At 72.7% G+C, this 11284-nt stretch carries 14 protein-coding genes and 1 pseudogene; 8 read left to right on the top strand and 7 right to left on the bottom strand.

All coding sequences use genetic code 11. The features are described from left to right. The 3 genes from OZN99_RS16385 to OZN99_RS16395 form a co-directional block, all read right to left on the bottom strand. A partial coding sequence (locus OZN99_RS16385; RefSeq protein ID WP_270936334.1) for a hypothetical protein occupies positions 1-567 on the bottom strand: 567 nt, incomplete at its 3' end. 110 nt (positions 568-677) lie between these two features. Next, complete coding sequence (locus OZN99_RS16390) at positions 678-1922, bottom strand: Zn-dependent hydrolase (RefSeq protein ID WP_270936335.1); 1245 nt, start codon at positions 1920-1922, stop codon at positions 678-680. Between the two features lie 5 nt (positions 1923-1927). Continuing rightward, positions 1928-2497, bottom strand: a complete 570-nt coding sequence (locus tag OZN99_RS16395; protein WP_270936336.1) for a peroxidase-related enzyme — start codon at positions 2495-2497, stop codon at positions 1928-1930. A 70-nt stretch (positions 2498-2567) separates the two neighbouring features. On the opposite strand from OZN99_RS16395, the gene OZN99_RS16400 reads away from it, so the two are divergent. Genes OZN99_RS16400 through OZN99_RS16415 form a run of 4 tightly spaced genes read left to right on the top strand, consistent with a single transcriptional unit; the run spans position 2568 to position 5891 of the window. Beyond that, the gene (locus tag OZN99_RS16400) at positions 2568-3356 is read left to right on the top strand and encodes an aldolase (protein WP_270936337.1); all 789 of its coding nucleotides are present in this window, start codon (positions 2568-2570) and stop codon (positions 3354-3356) included. 46 nt (positions 3357-3402) lie between these two features. Further along, positions 3403-4242 (top strand): DMT family transporter, encoded by an 840-nt coding sequence (locus tag OZN99_RS16405; protein ID WP_270936346.1) that lies wholly within the window; start codon positions 3403-3405, stop codon positions 4240-4242. A gap of 18 nt (positions 4243-4260) precedes the next feature. Next, positions 4261-5445: a class I SAM-dependent rRNA methyltransferase gene (locus OZN99_RS16410; protein ID WP_270936338.1), complete on the top strand. Its 1185-nt coding sequence runs from the start codon at positions 4261-4263 to the stop codon at positions 5443-5445. Beyond that, complete coding sequence (locus OZN99_RS16415) at positions 5445-5891, top strand: DUF3293 domain-containing protein (RefSeq protein ID WP_270936339.1); 447 nt, start codon at positions 5445-5447, stop codon at positions 5889-5891. Before OZN99_RS16410 ends, OZN99_RS16415 begins: the two co-directional genes overlap by 1 nt. On the opposite strand, the gene OZN99_RS16420 is transcribed toward OZN99_RS16415, so the two are convergent. From OZN99_RS16420 to OZN99_RS16435, 4 genes are all read right to left on the bottom strand, one after another. Next, the gene (locus OZN99_RS16420) at positions 5827-6357 is read right to left on the bottom strand and encodes a P-loop NTPase family protein (RefSeq protein WP_270936340.1); all 531 of its coding nucleotides are present in this window, start codon (positions 6355-6357) and stop codon (positions 5827-5829) included. The two genes, OZN99_RS16415 and OZN99_RS16420, sit on opposite strands and share 65 nt — an antisense overlap. Before the next feature lie 75 nt (positions 6358-6432). After that, positions 6433-7551 (bottom strand): patatin-like phospholipase family protein, encoded by a 1119-nt coding sequence (locus OZN99_RS16425; protein ID WP_270936341.1) that lies wholly within the window; start codon positions 7549-7551, stop codon positions 6433-6435. Between the two features lie 149 nt (positions 7552-7700). After that, the gene (locus OZN99_RS16430) at positions 7701-8495 is read right to left on the bottom strand and encodes a 3-hydroxybutyrate dehydrogenase (protein ID WP_270936342.1); all 795 of its coding nucleotides are present in this window, start codon (positions 8493-8495) and stop codon (positions 7701-7703) included. A 68-nt stretch (positions 8496-8563) separates the two neighbouring features. Beyond that, positions 8564-9988, bottom strand: coding sequence for a dihydrolipoyl dehydrogenase family protein (locus tag OZN99_RS16435; RefSeq protein WP_270936343.1), 1425 nt, complete (start codon positions 9986-9988; stop codon positions 8564-8566). Positions 9989-10243: 255 nt separating this feature from the next. On the opposite strand from OZN99_RS16435, the gene rpmH reads away from it, so the two are divergent. The 4 genes and pseudogenes from rpmH to OZN99_RS16455 all read left to right on the top strand — a co-directional run. Continuing rightward, positions 10244-10378: a 50S ribosomal protein L34 gene (rpmH, locus tag OZN99_RS16440; protein ID WP_109870839.1), complete on the top strand. Its 135-nt coding sequence runs from the start codon at positions 10244-10246 to the stop codon at positions 10376-10378. Positions 10379-10403: 25 nt separating this feature from the next. Next, positions 10404-10772, top strand: a complete 369-nt coding sequence (gene rnpA / locus OZN99_RS16445) for a ribonuclease P protein component (RefSeq protein WP_270936344.1) — start codon at positions 10404-10406, stop codon at positions 10770-10772. Then, on the top strand, positions 10769-11062 hold the full coding sequence (gene yidD / locus OZN99_RS16450; protein ID WP_270936345.1) for a membrane protein insertion efficiency factor YidD: 294 nt from the start codon (positions 10769-10771) through the stop codon (positions 11060-11062). The genes rnpA and yidD overlap by 4 nt, the downstream gene beginning before the upstream one ends. Further along, positions 11059-11284: pseudogene (locus OZN99_RS16455) on the top strand (membrane protein insertase YidC); the annotation flags it as partial. The gene yidD and the pseudogene OZN99_RS16455, both read left to right, overlap by 4 nt.

Genomic DNA, 11284 nt, shown 5'->3' on the forward strand with positions numbered 1-11284 from the left:
TTCCAGCGTGCGCAGCGCCTCCGTCGTGGAATCGCGCGCCGCCGCGGCCTGCAGCTGGGCCGCCTCGGCCTCGCGCAGCGCGGCGGTGCGCTGCGCGAGCTGCGTCTCGGCCTCCTGGGTGGCCTGGCGCAGCTCGTTCAGCCGGGTCTCCGCTGCCTGCACCTGCGGCGTCAGCTCCGCCTGCCGGGCCTCCAGCTGCTGCAATTGCGGCTGCGCCTGCTGCAGCGCCTGCTGCGCGGCGGTGGCCTGCGGCTGCAGCGTGGCCAGCTGCTGCTGCACCGTGGCGGCCTGCGTGGCCAGCTGTTGCCCGCGCGCTTCCGCCTCCGCGCGGCTGCGCTCGGCGGCGTCGCGCCGTTGCGTGATGGCGGCGAGATCGCCATTCGCGGCGCGCTCCTGTTCCAGCGTCTGCTCGAGCTGGCCGGCACGTGCCTGGGCCGCGCGCTCCTGCTCGCGCGCGTCCCGCACGTCGCCGCCGCGGCTGATGGCGAGCCCCCAGCCGATGATGAGGAGCAGCAGGAGCACGCCGGCAGCGACCTGCGCTTGGCGACGCCAGTCGAGAGGGTTCATGTCCAAGTCCCGGGTCCGAGGTCCGCCAAAGGTCATGCCTCGGGACGCCGTCGCCATTCACGTGACGGTTGCGCGCCGTCACGCTATCGGGAGCGTGCCCGCGCGGCGCGTCAGGCCGCGCGGTTGGCGCGCGCCACCACCGCCTCGAACAGCACCTGGCAGCCGGCCTCGGCCTCCTCCGGCAGGATGCTCTCGGCCTCGTTGTGGCTCAGGCCGTCCTTGCAGGGGGTGAAGATCATCGCCGCCGGCACGCGCCGCGCGACATAGACCGCATCGTGCCCGGCGCCGGAGACGATGCGGCGGGAGGCGAGGCCCAGCCGGTCGGCCGCCTGCTGCACCAGCGCGACGCACTCGGCATCGAAGGGCTGGGCGGCGAAGCGGAAGAGCTCCGTCAGCTCCAGCCGGCAGCCGGTGGCGGCAACGGCGTCACGCGCCTCGGCCGGGAAGGTCTCGGCCAGCTGCTCGATCTGCGCGGTGTCGGGGTGGCGGAACTCCACGCTGAACTGCACCTCGCCGGGGATCACGTTGCGGCTGTTGGGCAGCACCTTGAGGAATCCGACGGTGCCGCGGCCGTCCTCGCCGCGTTCCCGCATGCGCCGGTCCACCAGCTCGATCACGCGCGCGGTGGCCACCAGCGCGTCGCGGCGGGCATAGGGCGGCGTGGTGCCGGCGTGGCTGTCCTGGCCGGTGATGCGCGCATCCCACCACACCTGCGCCTGCGCGCCGGTGACGACGCCGATCGCCTTCCCCTCCTTCTCCAGGATCGGGCCCTGCTCGATGTGCAGCTCGAAATAGGCATCCGCCGGGAAGGGCTCGGCCGGGTGGTCGCCCTTGTAGCCGATGCCGGTGAGCGCCTGCTCCACCGTCACGCCGTCCACGTCCTGCAGCCCGTAGACCTTGGCCTGCGGGTAGACGCCGGCCCAGACGCCGCTGCCCATCAGCGAATGGCCGAAGCGGCTGCCTTCCTCGTCGGTCCAGTTGACCAGCTCCAGCGGCGCCTCGGTGACGATGTTCAGGTCGTTCAGCGTGCGCATCACCTCAAGCCCCGCGATCACGCCGAGCGCGCCGTCGAACTTTCCTCCGCTGGGCTGGCTGTCGAGGTGGCTGCCGAACAGCACCGGCCTGCGGGCGGGGTCTCGCCCCTCGCGGCGGGCGAACATGTTGCCGATGGCATCGACGCGCACGGTCAGCCCCAGCGCCTCGCACCAGGCGCGGAACCGGTCGCGGCCCTCGCGGTCCACCTCGGTCAGCGTCAGCCGCTTCACCCCGCCCTTCGGCGTGGCGCCGATCTCCGCCATCGCCAACAGGCTGTCCCACAGCCGACGGCCGTCGATGCGCTGGTTGGTGCCGGACATGCCGTTCAGCCTCTCCCGATCGCCTGGAACTCCGGGTTTGGCCTCAGCTCGATGCTGTTCGCAAGCCGGTTCGACATGGAGAAGAAGGCGGCGATCGCGCCGATGTCCCACAGCTCGTCCTGCGTCAGCCCGGCGTCCAGCACCGCCTGGCGGTCGGCCGCGGAGACCAGGTGGGACGCGGTGGCGACCTTCGTCGCATAGTCCAGCATCGCCCGCTGCCGCGCCGGCAGCCCGGCCTTGCGCCAGTTCGCCGCCACCAACTCGCTGATCGCCGGGTCCTTCGCCCGGACGCGCAGGATGGCGCCATGCGCCACCACGCAGTACTGGCACTGGTTGCCGATGGAGATGGCGACCACGATCATCTCGCGCTCGGCGCCCGTCAGCCCCTCGCGCCTGGTCATCAGCGCGTCGTGGTAGGCCATGAAGGCGCGGAACTCGTCGGGGCGCCAGGCGAGCGCCAGGAAGACGTTGGGGATGAAGCCCGACTTCTCCTGCACCGCCAGGATGCGCGCCCGCACATCCTCAGGCAGGGTGGCGAGGTCGGGCACGGGGAAGGCGCTGATCGGATCGGACAACAGCCACACTCCTTGCCGGCAGGCCGCCGGCCTGCGAGGAAAGGCGACGGATAGAGGGGAACAGACCGACATGGCCCATGCCCTGGGGGCGCCCGCCGCGCCGGCCCTGCTTCGCAATTCCGAGCTGGATGCGGAAGCCGTGCGCCAGGCCCGCATCGATCTCGCCGCCTGCTTCCGCATGGCTGCCCGGCTCGGGATGCATGAGGGCATCTGCAACCACTTCTCGCTGGTGGTCCCTGGGCGCGACGACCTGTTCCTGGTGAACCCCTATGGCTGGGCCTTCGCCGAGGTTACCGCCTCCCGCCTGCTGGTCTGCGACTACGAAGGCAACGTGATCGCCGGGGAGGGCGTGCCGGAAGCCACCGCCTTCTTCATCCACGCCCGCGTCCACCGGAACGTCCCGCGCGCCAAGGCCTGCTTCCACACCCACATGCCGAACGCCACGTCCCTGGCCATGCTGGAAGGCCCGCCGCTGCTCTGGGCCGGGCAGAGCGCGCTGAAGTTCTACGGCCGCACCGTGGTGGACGAGGACTACAACGGCCTCGCCCTCGACACCGACGAGGGCGACCGCATCGCCGCCTCCATCGGCGATGCCGACATCGTCTTCATGAAGAACCATGGCGTGATGGTGGTGGGTGCCAACGCCGCCGAGGCGTGGGACGACCTGTACTACCTGGAACGCGCGGCGGAGGCGCAGCGGCTGGCCATGTCCATGGGACGGCCGCTGAAGCCGGTGAAGCCGGACATCGCCGCCAAGACCTACGCCCAGATGCGCGAGGGCGACCGCGAGAGCGCGCGGCTGCACCTGGAGAGCGTCAAGCGCATCCTGGCGAAGGAGGAGCCTGATTTCGCCGACTGACCGGCGGCCCGCCGCGGGCGGGCCGGCCCCCGCCGGCCTTCTTCTCCTGCTCTCCACCGTCGCCGGCTGGGGCCTCAACTGGCCGGCGATGAAGGTGCTGCTGGACGAGGTGCCGCCCTTCTCGATCCGCGCCGTCAGCGGGGCCATCGGCGTCGCGCTGCTGGCGGCCATCGCGCTGCAGCGGCGCGAATCCCTCGCCGTGCCGGGCCGGCTGTGGCCGCGGCTCGTCGTCGCTTCGCTGCTCAACGTCACCGCCTGGATGGGGCTGGCGAGCTTCTCGCTGCTGTGGCTGGCGGCCGGGGAGGCGACGATCGTCTGCTACACCATGCCGGTCTGGGCCTCGATCTTCGGCTGGCTGCTGCTGGACGAGCGGATCACGCTGCGCCGGCTGCTGGCGCTGGCGATGGCCTTCACCGGGCTCCTGGTGCTGGTGCTGGGCAACGGGCTGGATGTGGGCGTGGCGAAGCTGCCCGGCGTCGGCTTCGCGCTGGCCGCGGCGATCCTGTTCTCGCTCGGCACCGTGGTGACCAAGCGCTGGCCGGTACCGCTGCCGCCGGCGGCGCAGGTGGCCTGGCAGACCGGGCTCGGCTGCCTGCCGCTGCTGGTCTGCGCCGCGGTGTTCGACCGGCTGGACTGGACCGAGGTGTCGGGCGGGTCCTGGCTGCTGCTGCTCTATGGCGGGATCGGGCCGCTCGGCCTGTGCTACCTGGCCTGGTTCGCCGCGCTGAAGCGCCTGCCGGCCTCCGCCGCGGCCGCCGGCACGCTGCTGACGCCTGTGGTCGGCGTGCTGACCGCGGCGCTGTTCCTGGGCGAGCCTTTGGGGCTGCGGGAGGTGCTGGCGCTGTCGCTGACCATCGGCGGGGTGGTGCTGGCCATCCGCGGCTAGGCGCCGTATGGCCGCGGCATGACCGAGCGTCCGCTGATCCGCCTCAACCCCGGCGCCGACCGCCGCGTGAAGGCGGGCCACCCCTGGGCCTTCTCCAACGAGATTTCCCCGAGTTCCGCCGCGCGATCCGTCTCGCCGGGCAGCGTGGTGCGGCTGGAGGGCGACGATGGCGTCAAGCACGGCGCCTGGCACTTCAACCCGCACAGCCTGATCGCCGCGCGCCTGCTCGATGCGGACCCACTGGCGGCCTGCGATGCCGGCTGGTTCCGCGCGCGGATCGGCGCCTGCCTGGCGCTGCGCGACCGCCTGTTCGACGCGCCCTTCTACCGCCTGGTCCATGCCGAGGCCGACGGCCTGCCCGGCCTGGTGATCGACCGCTACGGCGATGCGCTGGCCGTGCAGGCCAACACCGCCGGCATGGACCGCGCGCTGCCCGACATCCTGGCCGCGCTGCGCGACCTGCTGGACCCGCGCGTCGTCGTTGCGCGCAACGACGCGGCGGTGCGCAGGCTGGAGGGGCTGGAGGAGCAGGTCGCGCTGCTGCACGGCACCGATGGCACCGCGACGGTGGAGGAAGGCGGGCTCGCCTTCCCAGTGGACCTGCTCGGCGGCCAGAAGACCGGCTGGTTCTTCGACCAGCGGCCGAACCGCGCGCTGGTCGCGCGGCTGGCGAAGGGCCGCAGCGTGCTGGACGCCTTCTGCCACCTGGGCGGCTTCGGCCTGGCCGCGGCGCAGGCCGGGGCGTCGCAGGTCACGCTGCTGGACCGCAGCGAGCATGCGCTGGACCTCGCCATGCAGGCCGCCGCCCGCGCCGGCTTCGCCGAGCGCGTCACGCCCCTGAAGGCGGAGGCGCTGGAACACCTGGAGCGCATGGTGGCCAGCGGCCGGCGCTTCGAGGTGGTGGTGGCCGATCCGCCGGCCTTCGCCAAGACACGCAAGGACATCCCGGCGGCGCTGAAGGGCTATGCCAAGCTGGCACGGCTGGCCGCCGGCGTGACCGCGCCGGGGGGCATCCTGTTCATCGCCTCCTGCAGCCATCACGTCGGCCCGGCGGAGTTCGCGGAAGCCGTCGCCTGGGGCGTGCACCGCGCGCGCCGCGGCTCGCGGATCCTGGCCAGCGTCGGCGCCGGGCCGGACCATCCGGTGCATCCGGCGCTGCCGGAAAGCGCCTATCTCAAGGGCCAGCTGCTGGCGCTGGACTGATGCATGCCGCGCTGCGATCGGCCTATGCGCGCACCGCCTATGAGGCCGGCGACATCGTCGCGCGGATCGGTCGGCGCAGCGCCGCGCTGGATGCGCTGCTGCTTGCACGCGGCGTGCGCAGCGCGGGCTTCGTCACCGCCTGGAACCCGTTCAGCCGGAAGATGCCGCCCGGCTGGAACGCCCGCATGCTGGACCGCCTGCGCCAGGCCGCTCGCGGCCGCGTGCTGGCCGAAGGCTGGGGCCGGGGGAGCGGCTGGGCGGAGAGGCACCTGCTGGTCGCCGGCGATGCGCGGCGCCTCGCGGTGCTGGCCGCCCGCTTCCGCCAGCATGCGCTCGTCGCCGTCGCGGCGGGCCGTCCCCCGCGGATCGTCCCGGGCCGCGTCATCCCGCCGCATGCTCGCGACGCACCGCTTCCAGGAATTCCGCGATGGCGCCCGCCGAGGTGAGGTGGTGGACCCGCTTCGACCCCGACGCGTCCGCGACGAGTTGCCGATACCGCGGCGTCAGCTGGCGATGGCAGAGCCAGAGCACCCGATAGCTGCTCATCGTGCTGCTCCAGATCGGGCTCCGCTTGGGCCAGCCCTGCGGCGTGACGAAGAGGCCCTGCACGAGGCGCTTCGTCACCCACCAGTGGTGCACTGCCAGCGGCAGGTCGATGTGGATCAGCGTGTCGGCCCGCGCGAAGCGCTGCCAGGCCGAGGCGACGCAGCCGAAGCCGTCGATGATCCACGCATCGCGGTCGATCAGTTCCGCATGGGCCGTGAGGTATTCCGTGTGCGACACGCGGCCGCCGCCGGTCCGGTACTGGATCAGGTCCAGCGGATGCCAGGGCAGGCCGGTCAGCGCAGCGAGGCGGCCGGCGAGGGTCGACTTCCCGCCGCCCGCATTGCCGAAGACCGCCACACGCCGCATGCGCCACGCCCCGATGCCGTCCGGTCGCGGCGAACTACGCGCCACGCGCGGGCGGGATGCAAGCGCGGCGCGCGCCTACAGAAACCGCGCGCGAAGGTCCACGCTGCTCTCGCGGCCGAGCTTGTCGAAATGCTCGGCGAGCCACCTGTCCGCGGCCTCGCGCCCGTAGCGCTTCAGCGTGGAGAGGAACTGCCAGTCCCCGTTGAGCTTGGTGGAGAGCTTGAATTCCCGCATGCGCTCCTCGTCCTCGATGACGTGGAGGAACAGGCGGCGGTAGCGCGGCTGTTCCAGCCGCCCGGCATCCAGCAGGCGCTGCACGAAGTCGATGGCGCGCATCTCCGCCATCAACGAGGCATTGAAGCTGATCTCGTTCAGCCGGTTCATGATTTCCGTCGGATGCGTCGGCAGTTCCTCGCGCACCGTCGGGTTCAGCTGGATCAGCATGATGTCCGGCGCGCCGCCCTGCTCGTACAGCGGCCAGAGCGCGGGATTGCCGAGATAGCCGCCATCCCAGTACGGCTCGCCGTCGATCTCCACGGCCTTGAAGAACTGCGGCAGGCAGGCCGAGGCGAGGATGACGTCCACCGTCACCTCCTGCCGGGCGAAGACGCGCGGCTTGCCGGTGCGGACCGAGGTGGCGGAGATGAACAGCTTCGGCCCCTTGCTCTCGCGCAGGACCGCCGGGTCGATCGCGTCCTGCAGCACGGCGCGCAACGGGTTCCAGTCGTAGGGCGTCGGGTTGATCTGGTAGGGCGAGAGCACGCGGGTCAGCGTCTCGAAGGTCTGGTAGGCGACGGACCAGGTCAGGTCGTAGCCCCAGATCGCCTTCTCCCACGGCGTGTTCTGCAGCGGCGAGACGGCGAGTCGTCCGGCGGCGTCGCGCCACAGGCGGTCCAGCGCGGCGCGCGCGCCCTCCCGCCCGCCCTCGCAGAGGCCCTGCACGAAGACCGCCGCGTTGACGGCGCCGGCCGAGGTGCCGGAGACCGCCTCGAACTCGATGCGATCGTCCTCCAGCAGGCGTTCCAGTGCGCCCCAGGTGAAGGCGCCATGCGTCCCGCCGCCCTGCAGCGCCAGGTTCAGGCGCTTCAGCGCAACCGGCTTCGCGACAGCGGGGCGAGAAAGCGGGGCCGGGGCAGGGCTGGTGCCGCTGCCCCGCGTCTCCGCGGCTTCGCGGAGGAACTCGTCTTCGATCATCGGCTACCCGGCCTTGCGGCTGGCGAAGCCGGCCGAGCGCCCGAAGGGCGCCGCGCACAGACCGGCCCCGCGGCCCGGGCCGACAGTTGCCTGCGCGAAGCCAAGCGCGCGGAGCGCGCGCCCGGCGTCTGAGGGCAGCAACAAGTCTCTCACTGCGCGATCCAGCCGCCGTCCACGCTCAGCGCGGACCCGTTGATCGACCCGCTGTTGGGGCCGGCCAGGAACATCGCGGCCTCGGCGATCTCCTCCACCTCCACCCATTTCTTGGTGGGCTGGCGTTCCAGCAGGTGGTCGGTCAGCGCCTTCTCCTCGCTGACGCCGAACTTCTCGGCCAGGGGCTTCACCTGCGCTTCGGCCAGCGGCGTGCGGACGAAGCCCGGGCAGATCGCGTTGCAGGTCACGCCGGTGCGCGCGACCTCCAGCGCGACGGACTTAGTCAGCCCCAGCACCCCGTGCTTGGCCGCGACATAGGCCGTCTTGTAGGGGCTCGCGACCAGGCCGTGGGCGGAGGCGATGTTGATGATCCGCCCCCAGCCCTTCGCCTTCATCGCCGGCAGCGCCGCCTTGATGGCGTGGAAGTTGGAGACGAGGTTGATCGCGATGATCCGGTCCCACTGGTCGTCCGGGAAGTCCTCGACCGGCGAGACGAACTGCACGCCGGCATTGTCCACCAGGATGTCGCAGCCGCCGAGGTCGCGCTGGCAGTCGGCCACCATGGCGCGGATCTCGGCGGGCTTCGCCATGTCTGCGGGCGAATAGGGCGCCTCGCCGCCGCCCATCGCGGCGCCGACGGCGGCGCGTGCGGCCGCGATGTCCTCCGGTCGGCCGAAGCCGTTCAGCATCACGCGGGCACCTTCCTGCGCGTAGCGCAGCGCGATGGCGAGCCCGATGCCGGAGGTCGAGCCGGTGATCAGGGCCACCCGCCCCTGCAGCGTCTTCGCCATGCGCTCAGCGTCCTCGTTCGCCTGTGTCTTGCCGCGTCGCAGCAATGCCGCGGAAGCGGAAAGGTTGCTCAGGGCAGGCGCCAGAGCAAGCCGACGAGACGTTTCGAGAATGTTGACAATAGTTTGGGCGCGTAGTGGTCGCCCGCCGCCCGCTTCGCGGCCTCGGCCAGGGTGGGGTAGGGCAGGACCAGGCCGGCCAGGGCGGAAAGCGGCAGCTTGCGGCCGATCATCAGGCCGAAGATCCCGGCCATCTCCCCGGCATGCGGGCCCAGCACGCCGGCGCCGAGCAGCCTGCCCTTGCGGCTGACCACCAGCTTCACCAGCCCGTCCTCCAGCCCCTCCGCCACGGCGCGGTCCGATTCGGGCAGGGGGAAGCGGTAGGGCAGCGGGTCGTGGCCGGCTTCGCGCGCCTCCTCCTCGGTCATGCCGACCTGGGCGAGCTCCGGGTCGGTGTAGGTGACGCGCGGCAGGGCGGCGTAATCGACCTTCGCGGGCAGCCGGAACAGCATGCGGCGCGCCAGCACCCCGGCATGCTGGGACGCCACATGGGTGAAGGCGCGCGGCCCGATCCCCTCGGGGTCGGCGATGTCGCCCACGGCCCAGACCCGCCGGTTCGAGACCGAGCGCAGCCCGGCATCGGTCGCGATGCCGCGCGGCGTGGCGGCGACGTTCGCCGCCGCCAGGTCGAGCCCGGCCAGCCGCGGCGTCCGCCCGACCGCCAGCAGCAGGTGGCTGCCGGCGATCCGCGTGCCGTCACCCAGCACGGCCTCCAGCCCCGCCGGGTCGCGCTCCACGGCGGCGAGCTTCGTGCCTTCCAGCAGGGTCACCCCCTCGCGCCGCAGCACGCGGCGCAGCCCGTCGGCCAGTTCCGGGTCGTCGCGCCCGGCGATGCGGCCGGCCTCGATCACCGTCACCTCGCAGCCCAGCCGGGCATGGGCCTGCGCCATCTCCAGCCCGATCGGCCCGCCGCCCAGGATCAGCAGGTGGGCCGGCTTATCCTCCAGCCCGAAGATCGTCTCGTTGGTGAGCCAGGGCACCGAATCGAGGCCCGGGATGGCGGGCACCACGGCGCTGCTGCCGGCGGCGATGACGCAGCGGCGGAAGGTGATCCGCCGCGCGCCGGCCTCGACCTCGTCGGGGGCGGTGAAGTGGGCCGAGGCGCGGATCACCTCCACGCCCATGCCGCGGAAGCGCGCTTCCGAATCGGTCGGCGCGATGCGGGCGATGGCGCCCCGGACATGGGCGCGCACCGCCAGCCAGTCGATCTCCGGCTCCGCCACGCGCACGCCGAAGCGCCCGGCCTGGCGGACCCGGGCGGCGGCATGGGCCGCGGCCAGCAGGGCCTTGGACGGCACGCAGCCCCAGTTCAGGCAGTCCCCGCCCATTTCCGCGCGTTCCACCAGCGCCACCTTCAGGCCCAGGGCGGCCGAGAGCGCCGTCACCGAAAGCCCGGCCGCGCCGGCGCCGATCACCACCAGGTCGAAATCCGGCATGCTGCATCCTCATCGGCGGGCGCGGGGGTGTCCGGGTATAGACCGGCCGCGGCCCGGGCGGGGGCGGGGCGCCCCACAACCTCGGTTGACGGGTGGGCGAGGCGCTCCCTATACCTCCGCTCCTTCGCCGGGGCATGCCTGGGGGTTACCCATGCCTGCCGCCGGCGGATCCGTTTGCAGAGATGGGCCGGGTCGCCGGCCGCCCGGGCAGGCAGCCGGCGGGGCGGGGCGGACCGGACGCCGCGGGAGTGTGTCGTGAAGCGTACCTACCAGCCTTCGAAGCTCGTCCGGAAGCGTCGGCACGGCTTCCGTACCCGCAGCGAGACCGTGGGGGGCCGCAAGGTCCTGGCGAACCGCCGCGCCAAGGGGCGGAAGCGCCTCTCGGCCTGAGCATCCGCCGGGCGAGGCGCGTGCCATGCCGGCGCGACCGCCGCGCCTGAAGCAGCGTCGCGACTTCCAGAGGGTCGCCGGCAAGGGCGCGCGCGCCGCGCGCCCCGGGCTGGTGCTCCAGGCGCTGCCCGTGCCCGGCCATCCGCTCCGCGTCGGCTTCACCGCCACGAAGAAGATCGGCAACGCCGTGGTCCGCAACCGCACCAAGCGGCGCCTGCGGGAAGCCGCGCGACTGCTGCTGGGCGACGGGCGCGTGCAGGGCTTCGACCTGGTGCTGATCGGGCGGGAGGCGACGGCGGAACGCCCCTTCGGCACGCTGATGGGCGACCTGCGGGGCGCGCTGAAGCAGGCCGGCGTGCCGCTGTCCGAGCGCGTGTCGGAGACGGCGTCGTGAGCCCGCAGCAGCATCTGCTGCGCGGGGCGATCCGCACCTACCAGCTCACGCTGCGGCCGATCATCGGCTGCAACTGCCGGTTCTACCCGCACTGCAGCGACTACGGCATGGAAGCCGTGACGACCCACGGCGCGCTGAAGGGCGCCTGGCTCACCGGCCGCCGCATCCTGCGCTGCAATCCCTGGCACCCCGGGGGCTACGACCCGGTGCCGCCCCTGCTTCCCGCCGGCCCGCTCGCCGGACCCACCGCCAGCCTGCCCGCCGGGACGAAAGGCTCACCCCTTCCGTGATGGATCAGAAGCGCCTCTTTGCCGCGATCGCTCTTTCGATCGGCATACTGCTGCTGTTCGACCTCTGGAACCGCCCCGCGCGAGAAGCGGAGCAGCAGCGGCTGGAACAACAGCGCGCGGCCCAGCAGGCCGCGACGCCCGCCCCGGTGCCGCTGCCCAGCGTGCCCGCGGCGCCTGTCGGCGCCACTCCAGGCGCAGCCGCGGCCCCGGCCGGCACCCCCC

The sequence above is a fragment of the Falsiroseomonas oryzae genome (assembly GCF_027856955.1).
In the GTDB taxonomy this organism is placed as follows: domain Bacteria; phylum Pseudomonadota; class Alphaproteobacteria; order Acetobacterales; family Acetobacteraceae; genus Falsiroseomonas; species Falsiroseomonas oryzae.